The sequence below is a fragment of the Streptomyces sp. SID13726 genome, from assembly GCF_010548375.1.
GTDB lineage: Bacteria > Actinomycetota > Actinomycetes > Streptomycetales > Streptomycetaceae > Streptomyces.
The window spans coordinates 535,951-551,575 of the sequence record NZ_JAAGLY010000003.1 but is presented as its reverse complement, the minus strand read 5'-3'; the positions used below and the strand labels follow the sequence as shown (position 1 = coordinate 551,575).

The following is a 15,625-nucleotide window of genomic DNA, read 5'->3' as shown; positions in this document are numbered from 1 at the left end:
CGCTATGCCTTCGCGCCGACCTCCGCCGGTTCCGCCGGGCCCTCGGCCGGGGCGCCGGTCGGGGTCGACCGGCGCTGGCGCGGGATGAAGGTGGCGACCAGGAAGGCGAGGAGGGCGGCGCCCGCTCCGATGGCCATGACGACCTTGAAGCCGTTCTCCGAGGGGAGTGCCGTGCCGCCGAAGTCGGTGGTCATCTGGGCCAGGATCACGCCGGCGATGGCGCTGGCGAAGGAGGTGCCCAGGGACCGCATCAGGGTGTTGAGGCTGTTGGCGGCGCCCGTCTGGGACGGGTCCACGGCGCCCATGATCAGGGCGGGCAGCGCGCCGTAGGTGAAGCCGACGCCGGCGCCGATGACGCAGGAGACCAGGATGAGGTGCCAGACCTCGGACATCAGGACGATGTTCAGGCCGTAGCCCGCGGCCACGATCAGCGCGCCGATCATCAGCGTGACCTTGGGGCCCTTGGCCTTGGTGACGCCCGCGGAGACGGCGGACATGGCCATCATCACCAGTCCCTGCGGGGCCAGCACCAGACCGACGGTCATCATCGACTTGCCGAGGCCGTAGCCGGTCTGCGTCGGCAGCTGGAGCAGCTGCGGGAGCACCAGGGACATCGCGAACATCGAGAAGCCGAGCGCGATCGAGGCCAGGTTGGTGAACAGCACCTGCGGCTTGGCGGTCGTACGGAGGTCGACCAGCGGCTGGGGGCTGCGCAGCTCCCACCAGCCCCAGGACAGCAGGATCACGACGGCGGCGGCGCCGAGAACGAGCGTGGTGCCACTGGTCCAGCCCCAGTCACCGCCCTTGGAGACGGCCAGCAGCAGCGAGACCAGACCGGCCGACAGCCCCAGCGAGCCGACGAGGTCGAACCGGCCCCCGGCCCGCACCTTCGACTCCGGCACGATCAGCAGGACCAGCGCGAAAGCGACCGCACCGAGCGCGGCGGAGACCCAGAACAGGATGTGCCAGTTCCAGTTGTCGGCGATGAAGGCAGCGGCGGGCAGACCCAGCGCGCCACCGACACCCAGCGAGGCGCTCATCAGCGCGGTGGACCCGGCCAGCCGGTCGGCCGGCAGCGCGTCCCGCATGATGCTGATGCCGAGCGGCACGACCGCCGCGGCCAGGCCCTGAAGGGCACGTCCGATGATCATCGGGACCAGTGAGTCGGCGAGACCGCAGACCACCGAGCCGGAGACCAGCAGGACGATCGAGAGCAGCAGCATCCGGCGCTTGCCGAACATGTCGCCGAGCCGCCCGACCACCGGCGTGGCCACCGACGCGGCGAGGAGGGTGGCGGTGACCGCCCAGGCGGTGTCGGAGGGCTCCGCGTTCAGGAGCTTGGGCAGCTCGGGAACGATCGGGATGACCAGGGTCTGCATCAGCGAGACGACGATTCCGGCCAGGGCCAGCACCGCCACCACGGCGTTCGGCTTCGGCGGGGCAGACGACCCCGCTTCGGCGGGTCGGGCAAGGGCGTCGGACATGGCTGGGGCCTCCGTCAGGAACAAGGGGGGTTGCTTGACTCACTCAAGTGAATCGCAATTGATTGACTTAAGCAAGTTGAATCTGATGTGGGCTGGACGACACGGCTCAGGCGGCCGCTTCCCGAGGGCAGTACGGCAGCTCGACGACGACCTCGTAACCGCCCTGGGGAAGGTGCCCCGTACGGATCCGGCCGCCCGCGGAACGGGCCCGCTCGCGCATCCCGATCAGGCCGTAACCCCCGTCGGGGGAGGGGGAGTCGAGACACGCGCCACCGCCGTTGACGACGGACACGACAAGGGCGTCGGCCCGGTAGGCGAGCCGTACCTCCGCGGTGTCGACGCCCGCGTGCTTGGTGACGTTGGTGAGGGCTTCCTGGACGATGCGGTACGCCGTGAGGTCGGCCCCGGCGGACAGCGGCCTCGCCGTGCCCTCGGTGACGAGGACGACGGTGAGCCCGGCGTGCCGGAAGGACCCGGCGAGCTCCGGCAGGTGCGCCAGCCCCGGCGTCGGCTCCACCGGCTTGTCCGGGTCGGCCGTACGGTCGGCGTGGTGCCGTAGCAGACCCACCGTGGACTTCAGCTCGCGCAGCGCCGACGAGGTGGTGCCGGCCAGCTCCACGGCGAGCTTCCCGGCCTCGGCGGGCCGTTCGGGCAGCATGCGGCCGACCGCGCCGGCCTGGATGTTGGCCAGCAGGAGATGGTGGGCGACCACGTCGTGCAGATCGCGGGCGATCCGCATCCGCTCGGCGGTGACCCGGTGCCGGGCCTCCTCCTCGCGGGTGCGCTCGGCGTCCTCGGCGCGGGCCCGCACCGCCTCCAGATAGGCGCGGCGCAGCCGGGTCATGGTGCCGAGCGCGGTGGGCAGCAGCAGCCAGGCGGCCGGCCCGAACAGCTTGAGGATCAGGGGTTCGCCGGCGGGCCCGGCCAGGAAGGCGGCCGAGACCAGCAGGGCGACGGCGCAGAACGCGTAGGTGTTGGCGGTCCTGCGCCCGGTGCGTGCCGCCAGGGAGTACAGGGCGACCATGAGGGGCCCGAGCAGCAGGACGGTCAGCAGATAGCCGAGCGCCGACACCGCGGTCGCGCACACCACGGCCACCGCCGTGGTCACCCGGGGCCGGCGGCGGCGCCACAGCAGCGCGCTGCACGCCACCCCGGTGAGCACCACACCGGGCCACCAGTCGACCACCGGATCACTGCCCGGCAGGGTGATCAGGCTCCCGGGCAGCGAACACCCGAAGAGCGCGAGAGCGAGGGCCGCGTCGGTGACGCGAGGACGATGGTCGGGAAAGCCGTGCAGATTCTCGATCATGGGGTGGGGGTCCCTGTCCGATGCCGTGCGCTCCCGCGCCCCCGAGGGGCGCGGGGCTGTGGCATCCTGCGGCTCCGCCGCGCGGGCGCGACGGGCCTCGACGGTGCCGCGGCCGGTCACGGCACTTCCGTGGCCGCGATCAGGCGTCGAAGGTCACGACGACCTTCTCCGCGGCCCCGGGAGTGAGCGCCAGCTCGAACGCCCGGCCGACCTCACCGAACGGCACCCGGTGGCTGATCAGCTTCGCGAACCGCTCCCGGTGCTCGACCAGTTCGGCCGTGACCTCGAAGATCTCCGTCGGATACCCCTGCGACGCGATGAGCGTGAGCTCACTGCGCAGCATGCCCCCGAGGTCGACCTCGCCCTTCTTCTGTACGGCGACCATGACCAGCTTGGCGTGCCACTTGGCGTTGGCGATCACGGAGTTGAAGACCGCGGGCGCCCCCGCCGCGTCGATGAAGATGTCGGTGCCGACCCGCGGCTGCCCCAGGGCGTTCACGGCGGAGCCGTGCAGCTCGGTCAGCCGTGCCGTGAGGTCCTCGGTGGCGGAGTTGACGACGGCGTCGGCGCCCACCTCCAGGGCCGTCTCCAGCCGCTCGGGGATGATGTCGACCACGGTCACGTGCTCCACCCCGCGCAGCTTCAGCCAGATCGCCGCGCCCAGCCCGATGGGCCCGGCGCCGAACACGACCACCTTGTCCGCGGGCTTCGCCTCGGAGCGGTTGACGGCGTGCCGGGCGACCGCCATCGGCTCGTTGAGCGAGGCCACGTCGAAGGGCATGTCGTCGGGGAAGACGGCGACGCTCCCGCCGACCTCGGCGTTCTCGATCAGCAGGTACTCGTCCATGCCGCCCAGCGTGCCGCCGCAGCCGATGATGCCGGAGGGCACGCCCTGCGGGTTGACCACGACCCGGTCGCCGACGGCGAGGCCGCTGACCTCGGCGCCGAGCTCGACGATCTCGCCGGCCGGCTCGTGGCCGAGGGGGATGGCCCGCATCGACCCGTCCGCACCGGCGGGCATGCCGCCCATGTGCAGGAAGAAGGTGTCCGTGCCGCAGATCCCGCAGGCCCGGATGCGCACGAGCGCGTCCTTGGGGCCGGGCGAGGGCCGTTCGACGTCCACCACGTCGACCTTGTCCTTCGCGGTGAGGACGGACTTCATCGTGGCCATGGGGTGTCTCACTTTCTTCGGAGGTGCCGAGGGGGTCGGTGTCGCCGGGCCCGGCGGCGGACCGGGGGGAGTTGGTCCGCCCGCCGGGCCCGGAGACCGCGCCGTACCCCGTCCCCACGGGTCGGGCGCGAGGGCCCGCGTCCGCTCAACGCGGGCCCCGTCTGTGTCGGCTTGCTTGACTTAGGCAAGCACATGCGAGTTACTTAAGTCAAGCAAGCAATTGCATATTACTTAAGTCAGGCAACGACCTTTGGGGTGATGTCATGCCCGCACAGAATCCCGCGACGGCAGCGTCCGTGTCCGCGAACGTGGTCGAGATCGAGCAGGTTCTCAGCCGGATGACCTATCTGGCCGGGCGGTCCCGCCAGCACGAACGGCTGATGGCGGTGGCCGGTCTGGATCTGGACCGGGCCGCCGTGACCATCCTGCGGAACATCGCCGAGAGCGAGCCGCTGCGGCCCGGGGTCCTCGCGGTCCGGATGTCCGTGGAGGCCTCCCATGTCACCCGGCAGCTGCGGCAGCTGGAGCGGGGCGGATACGTCGTGCGGGTCGCGGACCCGGAGGACCGCCGCGCCCAGCGGGTGCAGCTCACGGCCGCGGGGCTGGCGGCGGTGCAGCGCATCAGGGAGGCCAGTCGCCGGGGCGTGGAGCTGGCCCTGGCCGAGTGGACGCCCGAGGAGCTGGAGCAACTCGCCGCGTTCTTCCGGCGGTTGGTCCATGACTTCGTCGCCCACACCGAGAGCCCGCTCGACCTGCCCGCCCCGACGGCCGGGGCGAGCCTCGTATGAACGGCCGTGCCAGGTACGCGAACGTCGTCGAGGAACCCCGGCCCGCGCCCCGCGGCGGGGGACAGCACCTCCTGGTCGTCGTGGACGACCCGCGCGAGACCGAACTGCTCACCACCACCCTGGGGTTGGCCGGTTACCGGGTCGGCTCGGCCGGCACCGGCGCCGAGGGCATGTCCCGCATCACCCGGCACCGGTTCGACCTGGTCGTCCGGGACTCCGCACTGCCCGACCAGGACACCCTCGCCCGGGGCCGCAGACTGCCCGCCGCGGACCGGCCCCCGATGCTCTTCCTGGCCACCTGCGACTCGCTCCAGGCCCTGGTCCCCGAACTCGGTCCTGGCACCGAGGACTACGTCACCAAGCCGCTGCGGATCGCCGAGGTGCTGGCGCGGACCCAGGTCCTGCTGCGCGGCAGGCCCGCCGGACGCCACGTGGACCGGCCCGGCTACGCCGACCTGGTCCTCGACGACGCCACCTGCCGGGCCTGGCGCACCGGGAGATCTGCTCCTTGGACAGCACGTGGTCGGCGTCGTCTGGGGCGAGTACCGCGGCGACCAGGCCATCGAGAAGCTGGTCTCCCGACTGCGCCGCAAGGTCGACCAGGAGCACCCGGCCCTGCTCCACACCCGCCGCGGCTTCGGCTACCGGCTCGGCCGCGGCGACGGGTGAGCCGTAGCTGGAGGCGACGGGTGAGCCGTAGCAGGACGTGACGGGCCGCGGACCGTCACGGTGGACGGCGGGACGCAGGGAACCTCACTCGGGTGTACGGCCGTCCGGAACCGGTGTTCGGCCGTCCCGCGCGGTGAGGATGCCGATCGCGTTCGCCGCCACGACGGCCGCCATCCCCGCCCACTCCGTCCAGTCGAGGCGCTGTCCGAGGACGACCCACCCGACCACCGCGGCCAGCACCGGATTGACGCTCATGAACAGCCCGAAGGCGGGGGCCGGCACCCGGCGCAGGGTGAACAGGTCGGCCAGGTAGGGCACCGCCGAGGACAGCACCCCGGCCGCCACGGCACACCCGGCCGCCGTGAGCGTCGGCGGATGCCGTACGGCGACCAGCACGCCGACCGGCAGGAACAGCAGGGCGGACACACCGGCCGCGGCGGCGGAGCCCTGGGCGCCGGGCAGCCGTCGGCCGACCGTGCGGTTGAGCAGGATGTACGACGCCCAGCACACCGCGGCCAGCAGCCCGAGGCCCATCCCCACGTAGTCGGTCGAGGGCCGCGGCCGCATCAGTACGACGACCCCGGCCGCGGCGAGCAGCGCACAGCACAGATCCGCCCGCCGCCGGGACGCGGCCAGCGCGATGGCCAGCGGGCCCAGGAACTCCAGCGTCACCGCGAGGCCGAGGCCCACCCGATCGACGGCGGTGTACAGGGACAGGTTCATCGTCCCGAACACCACGGCGAGCAGCAGCACCGGCCACCACTGCCGCCAGGTGAACGACCGCGGGCGGGGCCTGCCGACCGCGAACAGGACGAGCGCGGCGACGTACTGGCGCACCGCCACCACCCCGACGGGCCCGAGCACGGGAAACGCGAGCGAGCCGATCGCGGCGCCGGTCTGGTTGGACAGACCGCTGCCGACCATGGTCGCGACACCGGCCCGACGTCCCCGAGATGACTCCGGGGACGTCGGGTGCGGGGAGGCGGTGGAGCGTACGGAGGTCGCCGACATGGTGCGATCGTGCGCCCGGTTCTCGGATACGCAAAATGCATCACCGTCGAGATCTATACGCTGTACTCATGGATGGTGCGGACTCGGTGGACCTCAGGCAGTTGCGCTGTCTCGTCGCGATCGTCGACGAGGGCACCTTCACCGACGCCGCCGCGGTGCTCGGCGTCTCCCAGGCCGCCGTGTCCCGGAACCTCGCCTCCCTCGAACAGGCCCTGGGGGTACGGCTGTTGAGGCGGACCTCGCGCGAGGTGACCCCGACGAGCACCGGGCTGCGGGTGGTGGCGCACGCCAGGCGGGTGCTCGGCGAGGTGGACGACCTGGTCCGGGAGGCGGTGTCGGGGCACGCCCAGGTGCGGATCGGGTACGCCTGGGCAGCGCTCGGGCGGCACACGCTGCCGTTCCAGCGCGGCTGGAGCGCCGCGCACCCGGAGACGGAGCTGCATCTGGTGCGGGTCAACTCGGCCTCGGCGGGGCTCGCGGAGGGCAGTTGCGATCTGGCCGTGGTGCGCAGGGCGCCGGACGACCGGCGGTTCGAGTCGGCCGTCGTCGGTCTGGAGCGGCGGCTGTGCGCGATGGCCGCCGACGATCCGCTGGCCCGCCGCCGCTCGGTCCGGCTGGCCGACATCGGCGGGCGCACCCTGCTGGTGGACCGCCGTACCGGGACCACGACCCCGCAGCTGTGGCCGGAAGGGGACCGTCCCGTGGTGGAGGAGACCCATGACGTGGACGACTGGCTCACCGTGATCGCCACCGGGCGGTGCGTCGGGATGACGGCGGAGTCGACGGCGAACCAGTATCCGCGGCCCGGGGTCGTCTACCGGCCGGTGCGGGACGCCGAGCCGATCGCGGTGCGGCTCGCGTGGTGGCGGGACGATCCGCATCCGGCCGCCCAGGCGGTGCTGGAACTGCTGAGCGCGTTGTATCGCGGAGATCGATGACCGCAATACGGCAGACAAAATTGTTGACAATCTTGTCTGGCTAGATTTAGGTTCGACAGGCACTCACTCAGGGAGGGCAACGATGCCGAAAGAAGCCCGTCCGAGCACCGGGGAGCAGGCCAAACAGCATGCGTTCGCGCAGCTGCGGCAGGCGATCCTGCACGGCGAGATGGCACCGGCGCAGCGGCTGGTGGAGAACGAGCTCGCCGAGCAGTTCGGTGTGACACGGGCCAGCATCCGGGCCGCGCTCATCGATCTGGAGGCCCAGGGCCTCGTGGAGCGGATCCGCAACCGGGGTTCGAGGGTGCGGGTGGTGACCGTCGAGGAGGCGGTCGCCATCACCGAGTGCCGCATGGTCCTCGAAGGACTGTGCGCGGCCAAGGCGGCCACCCTGGCTAGCGACGAGCAGCTCGCCGAGCTGACCGAGCTGGGCACGGCGATGACCAAGGCCGTGGCCGACGGCGAGCCGATGACCTACTCCGAGCTCAACCAGGCGCTGCACGCCAAGGTCCGGGAGTTCTCCGGCCAGCGGACCGCCGTGGATCTGCTGGAGCGGCTCAACGCCCAACTGGTGCGTCACCGCTTCCAGTTGGCGCTGCGGCCGGGACGCCCGCAGCACTCCCTGAACGAGCATCTGGCGATGATCGAGGCGATCAGGTCCAGGGACCCGCAGGCGGCCGAGAAGGCCGTCCGCGCCCACCTCACCAGCGTGATCGAGGCGCTGCGCGACTGAGCCGCGCGAGGCGGGCGCGAACCTGTCCACTCCAAGGAGATTTCCGCAATGACGCAGTCCGGCGCGCCCGCCAGTCCACGTTCGACACTTGTGATCACCGCGCATGCCGGGGACTTTGTGTGGCGCGCCGGTGGTGCCATCGCCCTGGCCGCCTCCCGTGGCGAGCAGGTCACCATCGCCTGTCTGACCTTCGGTGAGCGCGGGGAGTCCGCCAAGGCCTGGCGCGAGGGCAGGAAACTCGACGAGATCAAGGCGATCCGCCGGGACGAGGCCGAGCGCGCCGCCGCCACCCTCGGCGCCGGGGTCCGCTTCTTCGACGCCGGCGACTACCCGCTGGTCGCCACACGGGAGTTGACCGACCGGCTCGTCGAGGTCTACCGGGCCGTCCAGCCCGACGTGGTGCTCACCCACCCGGTCGAGGACCCGTACAACGGCGACCACCCGGCCGCCAACCGGATGGCGCTGGAGGCCCGCGTCCTCGCCCAGGCCATCGGCTATCCCGGCGAGGGCGAGATCATCGGGGCCCCGCCGGTCTTCTACTTCGAGCCCCACCAGCCCGAGATGAGCGGCTTCCGGCCCGAGGTCCTCCTCGACATCACCGAGGTCTGGGACACCAAGCGCAAGGCCATGGAGTGCCTCGGCGCCCAGCAGCACCTGTGGGACTACTACACCGACCTCGCCGTGCGCCGGGGCGTCCAGCTCAGGCGCAACGCGGGCCCGAACCTGGGCCTGGCCCACAAGACCATGGCCGAGGCGTTCATGCGTCCCTACCCGCAGATCGCGAAGGAGCTGTCCTGATGGGCGTCATCGTCACCGACCCGCCGAAGGCCGCCCTCAAGGACGTCGACGCGCTCGCACGGTACGGCGTGGCCACGGTCAGCGAGGCGATGGGCCGAACCGGCCTGCTGGGCCCGGAGGTTCGCCCTGTCCAGCAGGGCGTGCGCGTCGCGGGCACGGCCGTGACCGTGCTGAGCTGGCCCGGCGACAACCTCATGATCCACGCGGCCGTCGAGCAGTGCGGCGAGGGCGACATCCTGGTCGTCACCACCACCTCACCGTGCACGGACGGCCTGTTCGGCGAGCTGTTCGCGACCGCGCTCAAGCGGCGGGGGGTACGCGGAGTCGTCACCAGCACCGGTATCCGCGACACCCAGGGGCTGCGCGAGATGGGCTTCGCCGCCTGGTCCCGGGCCGTCTCCTCGCAGGGCACGGTCAAGGCCACCGGCGGCTCGGTCAACGTGCCGATCGCCATCGACGGCCAGGTGATCAACCCCGGCGACGTGATCCTCGCCGACGACGACGGTGTCGTGGTCGTCCCGCGCGAGCGCGTCGCGGAGACGGTGGAGAAGTCGGAGGCCCGCGAGGCCAAGGAGGCCGCCACCCGCGCCGCCTTCCTGGACGGCCAACTCGGCCTGGACCGCTACGGGTTGCGGGAGACGCTGAGGAACCTCGGCGTCGAGTACAAGACGTACGAGCAGTACACGGGGGAGTCGTCATGACCGCCGTGCCCGAGGAGGTGCCCTGTCTGCTGATGCGGGGCGGCACCTCCAAGGGCGCCTACTTCCTCGCCGCCGACCTGCCCGCCGAACCCGCCCCGCGCGACGACCTGTTGCTGCGGATCATGGGCAGCCCGGACGAGCGCCAGATCGACGGCCTGGGCGGCGCGCACCCGCTCACCAGCAAGGTCGCCGTGATCTCGGCGTCCGCCGACCCGGACGCCGACGTCGACTACCTCTTCCTCCAAGTCGCCGTAGACCGGCCCGAGGTGAGTGACCGTCAGAACTGCGGGAACATCCTCGCCGGCGTCGGCCCCTTCGCCGTCGAGCGCGGACTCGTCCCGGCGGGGGAGCGGGAGACCTCCGTGCGGATCCGCATGGTCAACTCCGGCGACCACGCCACGGCGACCTTCCCGACCCCCGGCGGCCGGGTGGACTACACCGGAGACGCCGAGATCTCGGGCGTGCCCGGGTCGGCCGCGCCCGTGGTGATCGAGTTCCCGCCGGGCGTGGGGGAGCTGCTCCCCACCGGCAACGTCGTCGACGACATCGACGGAGTCCGGGTGACGTGTGTGAACAACGGCATGCCGACCGTTCTCGTCGCCGCCACCTCGCTCAAGGTCACCGGCTACGAGTCGCCCCGGGACCTGGAGGAGGACCACGCCCTCGCCGGCCGGCTGCGCTCCCTGCGGCTGGCCGCGGGCCGGCTGATGGGGCTCGGTGACGTGTCCGGCAGCACGGTCCCCAAGCTCACGCTGCTCGCCCCGCCCCGGGACGGCGGCGCGATCACCACCCGCACCTTCATCCCGGTGCGCTGCCACACCTCCATCGGTGTCCTCGGCGCGGCCGGCGTGGCGGCGGGGCTGCGGATCGACGGCGGTGTGGGCGCCGACCTCGCGGTGCTCGATCCGGCGAGCGACCGCGTACGCATCGAACATCCCACGGGCTTCCTCGACATAGAGAGCAGCCTCGCAACCACCCCCGACGGCCTCCCCACCGCCCGCCGCACGGCCGTCGTCCGTACGGCCCGCAAGATCCTCGACGGCACCGTCTTCCCCAGGGCCGTCGCCCGACCCACAGGAGGTCACTGATGACTCCGCCCCTCGGCGACATCGCCCACATCGGCCACACCCAGCTCTTCACGCCCCGACTGGACGCCAGCGTCGCCTTCTTCACCGACTACTTGGGCCTCACCGTGAGCGGCCAGGACGGCGACACCGTCCATCTGCGGACCTACGACGACTACGAGCACCACAGCCTGGTCCTCACCGCCCGCGAGCGGCCCGGCCTCGGCCGGCTCGCCCTGCGCACCTCCAGCGAGGAGGCACTGCACCGCCGTGTCAAGGCGGTCGAGGAATCCGGCGGCACCGGCACCTGGGTCGAGGACGAGCCCGGCCTCGGCAAGCTGTACGTCACCACCGACCCGGACGGCCACGAACACGCCCTGTACTGGGAGAGCGAGTACTACCGGGCCCCCGAGGAACTCCGGCCCGCGCTGAAGAACCAGCCGCAGGCCAAGCCCAACAGGGGAGTGGGCGTACGGCGGTTGGATCACATCAACTTCCTCGCCGCCGACGTGCTCGCCAACGCCGAGTTCCAGCAGAACGTCCTCGGCGCCCGGCCCACGGAACAGATCCAGCTGGACTCCGGCCGGATCGCGGCGCGTTGGCTGACCTTCACCGACAAGTCGTACGACGTCGTCTACACGGAGGACTGGACCGGCAGCGAAGGCAGGCTCCACCACATCGCGTTCGCGACGGACACCCGGGAGGACATCCTGCGGGCGGCCGATCTCGCCATCGACAGCGGGGTGTTCATCGAGACGGGCCCGCACAAGCACGCCATCCAGCAGACGTTCTTCCTCTACGTCTACGAGCCCGGCGGCAACCGGATCGAGCTGTGCAACCCGCTCACCCGGCTGGTGCTCGCCCCCGACTGGCCGCTGATCACGTGGACCGAGGAGGAGCGGAAGAAGGGGCAGGCCTGGGGCCTGAAGACCATCGAGTCCTTCCACACGCACGGGACTCCGCCGGTCGGCTGAGGTGCCCGGAGCCACCCTCGCATCGATTGTCGATGAGATTGTTGACAAAAGCGTTGACACTCAGAGGGTGGCTCCTTAGCGTCTAGCGCACCAAGTACGAGAGGCAACCAACGATGTCTTCCTCCCCCTCCCCGCTGTCCGCCCGCGGCAGCAGACTGGCCCTCCTGGTCGTCGGTCTGTGCTGGCTGGCCGTGCTCTTCGACGGTCTCGACATGTTCATCTACGGCTCGGTGCTGCCCCACCTGCTGGAGACCAGGACCTTCGGCCTCACCGCGGACCAGGCCGGTGACCTCGGCAGCTACGCCACCTTCGGCATGCTGGTCGGCGCGCTCATCGCCGGCACGATCGCCGACCGGATCGGCCGCAAGAAGCTGATGGTCGTCTGCGTGACCCTCTTCTCGCTGGCCTCCGGCCTCTGCGCGATCTCGGAGAGCGTCGCCGTCTTCGGCCTCGGCCGGACCCTTGCGGGCGTCGGCCTCGGCGGACTGCTGCCGACCGCGATCAGCATGGTCTCGGACTACGCCCCGCGCGGTCGCGGCGCCCTCGTCATCGGCCTGCTGATGACCGCCCACCACGCGGGCGGCATCCTCTCCGCCTACGTCGCCAAGTGGCTCATCGACCCGGTCGGCTGGCGTGCCGCGTTCTGGGTGTGCGTGCTCCCGCTGCTCTTCGCCCCGGTACTGGCGAAGTTCCTGCCCGAGTCGCTGAGCTTCCTGGTCGCCAAGGGCCGCACCGAGGAGGCGAGGGCGCTCGCCGGGCGCTACGACGTCGAGGTGCCGGCCGCGAAGTCCACGCGGGCCGGTGACCGCTGGACGAATCTGGCGAATCTCTTCCGCGGCGGCGAGTGGATCCAGACCCTGCTGTACTGGATCGCCTCCTTCGGCGGTCTCCTCCTCGTCTACGGCGTCGCCACCTGGCTGCCCACCCTGATGCGCAACGAGGGCTACGCGCTCGGCGACGCCCTGTCCTTCGTGGTCGTCTTCAACCTGGGCGGCATCGTGGGCATGCTGGTCGCGGGCCGGGCCGCCGACCGCTTCGGCGCCCCGCGCATCTCCGCCCTGTGGTTCGCGCTGACCGCCGTGGGAGTCTTCCTGCTCAGCGTCCACATGGCGCAGACCGTCACGATGATCGTCGTCTTCCTCACCGGTGTCTTCCTGAACAGCGCCCAGACGATGATCTACGCCACGGTCTCGATCCGCTCGACCCCGGCCAACCGCGCCACCAGCGTCGGCTGGACCTCGGGCATGGGCCGCTTCGGCGCCGTCTTCGGTCCCTGGCTCGGCGGCCAGCTGCTCGCCTCCGGCAACGGCGACCAGGGCTTCACCGCCTTCGCCGTCGCCGGTCTGTCGTCCATGGTCTTCATCGGCATCGCCGCCCTGCGCAGCTCCCGGCAGGCGGCCGGCGACAACGAGAAGGAGCTGGTCGCCGCGCACTGAGCGGTACGCGAGACGCCGGCCGTCGCACGGATGCCCCTGACGCGTGAGCGGTGATGCGGACCCGGGCCCTCAGGCGCTCTCCGGCTCAACGCACCGCACGAACCCCGTCCAGCGCGATCGACAGCACCCGATCGCGCTGGACGTCGTCGTCGAACGCCGTCGCCGTGATCCCGGCGACCATCCTCAGCAGATCGACGAAGTCCATGTCGGACCGCGCCTCGCCCGCCGCCTGCGCCCGCTCGAACAGGGGCCCGCCCGCCGCGTACATCGACTCCCGGCACGCCGCGAAGATCTCCGACTCGTCGTTGAGCGCCTCGCGTACGGCCCGCTTGGTCACCATGTACCCCGCGAACCGGTCGAGCCAGGCCGTGAGGGCCTGCCAGGGCTCCTGGTCGGCGACGTCCTGGGCCACCTTCACCAGGGTGTTGACCTCGTCCGCGTACACGCTCTCGAAGAGATGGCGGCGGGTCGGGAAGTTCCGGTACAGCGTGCCGATGCCCACGCCCGCGCGGCGCGCGATGTCCTCCAGGGACGCCTCCGCACCGTGCTCCGCGAACGCCTCGCGTGCGGCGGCCAGCAGGGCGTCGTAGTTGCGGGCGGCGTCCTTCCGGTGGGGCCGGCGGGACGCGACGATCTCGCTGATCGGGAACGAGGCGGCGGTCACGGATGCCTCCCGGGGCTGAAACGGAGGTGTACCTCCGATACGGGTTGAAGCGGAGGGTTGCCTCCGATATAGTGGAGGCATACCTCCACTCTAGCAGTCGAGGTTCTCCCTCGCCCTTTCCGCGACCGCTTCCCCAGAGGCTCCGGCCGCACCCCGTTCGTTCGGAGAGGCTCTCCATGCCCCGCAAGTCCACCCGCCTCACCTTCGCGGTCCTCGCGACCGGTGCGGGCGTGTTCTCCATGCTCCAGTCGCTGATCGCGCCGGCCCTGCCGACCGTCCAGCACGCGCTGCACACCTCGCAGTCCACCGCGACCTGGGTGATGACCGCCTATCTGCTCTCCGCCTCGATCTTCACCCCGATCCTCGGCCGCGTCGGCGACCTGATCGGCAAGAAGCGCACCCTCGTCGCGGTCCTCGTGACGGTGGCCGTCGGCTGTCTGCTCGCCGCGCTGGCCCCCTCGATCGGGGTCCTGATCGTCGCCCGGGTCGTCCAGGGCGTCGGCGGCGCCCTGTTCCCGCTCTCCTTCGGGATCATCCGGGACGAGTTCGCCGCGTCCCAGGTGAGCGGCTCCATCAGCAACCTGTCCGCAGTGATCGCCGCCGGCGGTGGCGTCGGCATGGTGGCGGCCGGTCCCATCGTGACCGCGCTCGACTACCGCTGGCTGTTCTGGATACCGGTCGCCATCGTGATCGCCGCGACCCTGATCGCCGTACGCTATGTGCCCGAGTCGCCCAACAGGGCGCAGGGCAACGTTAATTGGCTCGGTGCCGTGCTGCTGTCGGCGTGGCTGGTGGCGCTGTTGCTGCCGCTCAGCCAGGCGGGGCAGTGGGGCTGGGGTTCGGCCCGGGTGCTCGGGCTGTTCGGTACGGCCGTCGTGCTGTTCGCGCTGTGGCTGTACTCCGAGGCCCGCTCCCGCTCTCCGCTGATCGACCTCAAGGTGATGCGCCTGCCGGCCGTCTGGACCACCAACACCGCGGCGCTGCTCTTCGGCGCCGGGATGTACTCGATCTGGTCCTTCCTGCCGGGGTTCGTGCAGACACCGTCCTCGGCCGGATACGGCTTCGGTGCGAGCGTCACCGCGGCCGGGCTGCTCATGCTGCCGATGCTGGTCGCGATGTTCCTCTCCGGTGTGCTCAGCGGCCGTCTCGAGCCGGTGGTCGGCGCCAAGTCCCTGCTGGTGACCGGGGCCGCGCTGGGCGCGGTGGCCTGTGGCTTCCTCGCCCTGTGGCACGACGAGCAGTGGCAGATCGCCGTCGTCGCCGGCCTGTTCGGCCTCGGCATCGGACTCGCCTTCGCCTCCATGGCCAACCTGATCGTGGGCAGCGTCCCGGCCGACCAGACCGGTGCCGCGACCGGCATGAACGCCAACATCCGCACCATCGGCGGCTCCATCGGCGCGGCCGTCACCAGCGTGCTGGTCACCGGACATCTCCAGCCCTCGGGGCTGCCGTACGAATCCGGCTACACCCACGGCTTTACCCTGCTGGCCGTCCTCTGCCTGGCCGCCGCGCTCGCCGCCCTGCTCGTGCCGGTACGGCGGGCCGTGCGCCGGGTCGTCACGGCGACCGAGGGCGTGCGCGAGACCGTCACCACCCGCGGCTGACCCCGCGCCAGTCGGTCCGGCCGCGCGCGTGCGGTAGGGTTTACCTGCCTGTTCACACGGAATCCCCGTGGCGGACGCGGCCGGGACGTGGCGCAGCTTGGTAGCGCACTTGACTGGGGGTCAAGGGGTCGCAGGTTCAAATCCTGTCGTCCCGACTTTGCGAAGTCGCGATTCAAGGGGCTGCTTCGGAGGAAATCCGAAGCAGCCCCTTGAGCGTTCTGGAGACCTTTCGAGGGCCACTGCCCTGTTCGCGTCGACGCCTGATCGGACGTGGTGCACGG

General features: G+C 71.3%; 15 protein-coding genes, 1 tRNA gene and 1 pseudogene. 12 read left to right on the top strand and 5 right to left on the bottom strand.

Annotated elements, in window-relative coordinates:
• Positions 1–2: 2 nt before the first annotated feature.
• From G3I78_RS09795 to G3I78_RS09785, 3 genes are all read right to left on the bottom strand, one after another.
• Positions 3–1,484, bottom strand: coding sequence for an MFS transporter (locus tag G3I78_RS09795; RefSeq protein WP_164422496.1), 1,482 nt, complete (start codon positions 1,482–1,484; stop codon positions 3–5).
• Positions 1,485–1,590: 106 nt separating this feature from the next.
• Entirely contained in the window at positions 1,591–2,793 is a 1,203-nt protein-coding gene (locus tag G3I78_RS09790) for a sensor histidine kinase (protein WP_164422494.1), read from the bottom strand.
• A 139-nt stretch (positions 2,794–2,932) separates the two neighbouring features.
• A complete protein-coding gene (locus G3I78_RS09785) occupies positions 2,933–3,964 on the bottom strand; it encodes a zinc-binding dehydrogenase (RefSeq protein WP_164422492.1) in 1,032 nt (343 codons plus the stop codon).
• A gap of 263 nt (positions 3,965–4,227) precedes the next feature.
• Here G3I78_RS09785 and G3I78_RS09780 point away from each other — a divergent pair, with 263 nt between their 5' ends.
• From G3I78_RS09780 to G3I78_RS53160, 3 genes and pseudogenes are all read left to right on the top strand, one after another.
• The gene (locus G3I78_RS09780) at positions 4,228–4,752 is read left to right on the top strand and encodes a MarR family transcriptional regulator (RefSeq protein WP_164422490.1); all 525 of its coding nucleotides are present in this window, start codon (positions 4,228–4,230) and stop codon (positions 4,750–4,752) included.
• Positions 4,749–5,084 (top strand): annotated as a pseudogene (locus G3I78_RS53165) (response regulator); the annotation flags it as partial. The gene G3I78_RS09780 and the pseudogene G3I78_RS53165, both read left to right, overlap by 4 nt.
• Positions 5,085–5,271: 187 nt before the next feature.
• The gene (locus G3I78_RS53160) at positions 5,272–5,421 is read left to right on the top strand and encodes a helix-turn-helix domain-containing protein (protein ID WP_343243718.1); all 150 of its coding nucleotides are present in this window, start codon (positions 5,272–5,274) and stop codon (positions 5,419–5,421) included.
• A gap of 84 nt (positions 5,422–5,505) precedes the next feature.
• On the opposite strand, the gene G3I78_RS09770 is transcribed toward G3I78_RS53160, so the two are convergent.
• Positions 5,506–6,432, bottom strand: coding sequence for an EamA family transporter (locus G3I78_RS09770; RefSeq protein WP_164422488.1), 927 nt, complete (start codon positions 6,430–6,432; stop codon positions 5,506–5,508).
• 68 nt (positions 6,433–6,500) lie between these two features.
• Between G3I78_RS09770 and G3I78_RS09765 the strand changes: the two genes are divergently transcribed.
• The 7 genes from G3I78_RS09765 (at position 6,501) to G3I78_RS09735 (ending at position 13,076) form a co-directional block, all read left to right on the top strand.
• The gene (locus G3I78_RS09765; protein WP_164422486.1) at positions 6,501–7,370 is read left to right on the top strand and encodes a LysR family transcriptional regulator; all 870 of its coding nucleotides are present in this window, start codon (positions 6,501–6,503) and stop codon (positions 7,368–7,370) included.
• An 82-nt stretch (positions 7,371–7,452) separates the two neighbouring features.
• The gene (locus G3I78_RS09760; protein WP_164422484.1) at positions 7,453–8,103 is read left to right on the top strand and encodes a GntR family transcriptional regulator; all 651 of its coding nucleotides are present in this window, start codon (positions 7,453–7,455) and stop codon (positions 8,101–8,103) included.
• A 48-nt stretch (positions 8,104–8,151) separates the two neighbouring features.
• Positions 8,152–8,901 (top strand): PIG-L deacetylase family protein, encoded by a 750-nt coding sequence (locus G3I78_RS09755; RefSeq protein WP_164422482.1) that lies wholly within the window; start codon positions 8,152–8,154, stop codon positions 8,899–8,901.
• The gene (locus tag G3I78_RS09750) at positions 8,898–9,602 is read left to right on the top strand and encodes a 4-carboxy-4-hydroxy-2-oxoadipate aldolase/oxaloacetate decarboxylase (protein ID WP_164423071.1); all 705 of its coding nucleotides are present in this window, start codon (positions 8,898–8,900) and stop codon (positions 9,600–9,602) included. The genes G3I78_RS09755 and G3I78_RS09750 overlap by 4 nt, the downstream gene beginning before the upstream one ends.
• Entirely contained in the window at positions 9,599–10,690 is a 1,092-nt protein-coding gene (locus G3I78_RS09745; protein WP_164422480.1) for a 4-oxalomesaconate tautomerase, read from the top strand. The genes G3I78_RS09750 and G3I78_RS09745 overlap by 4 nt, the downstream gene beginning before the upstream one ends.
• Positions 10,690–11,640, top strand: coding sequence for a catechol 2,3-dioxygenase (locus G3I78_RS09740; protein ID WP_164422478.1), 951 nt, complete (start codon positions 10,690–10,692; stop codon positions 11,638–11,640). The genes G3I78_RS09745 and G3I78_RS09740 overlap by 1 nt, the downstream gene beginning before the upstream one ends.
• 113 nt (positions 11,641–11,753) lie before the next feature.
• Complete coding sequence (locus G3I78_RS09735; RefSeq protein ID WP_164422477.1) at positions 11,754–13,076, top strand: aromatic acid/H+ symport family MFS transporter; 1,323 nt, start codon at positions 11,754–11,756, stop codon at positions 13,074–13,076.
• 85 nt (positions 13,077–13,161) lie between these two features.
• Here the strand turns inward: G3I78_RS09735 and G3I78_RS09730 are convergent, their stop codons facing one another.
• Complete coding sequence (locus G3I78_RS09730) at positions 13,162–13,740, bottom strand: TetR/AcrR family transcriptional regulator (RefSeq protein ID WP_164422475.1); 579 nt, start codon at positions 13,738–13,740, stop codon at positions 13,162–13,164.
• Positions 13,741–13,916: 176 nt separating this feature from the next.
• On the opposite strand from G3I78_RS09730, the gene G3I78_RS09725 reads away from it, so the two are divergent.
• Positions 13,917–15,344: an MFS transporter gene (locus tag G3I78_RS09725; RefSeq protein WP_164422473.1), complete on the top strand. Its 1,428-nt coding sequence runs from the start codon at positions 13,917–13,919 to the stop codon at positions 15,342–15,344.
• Positions 15,345–15,425: 81 nt separating this feature from the next.
• Positions 15,426–15,499: transfer RNA gene (locus tag G3I78_RS09720), tRNA-Pro, on the top strand.
• The last annotated feature ends 126 nt before the right edge of the window (positions 15,500–15,625 follow it).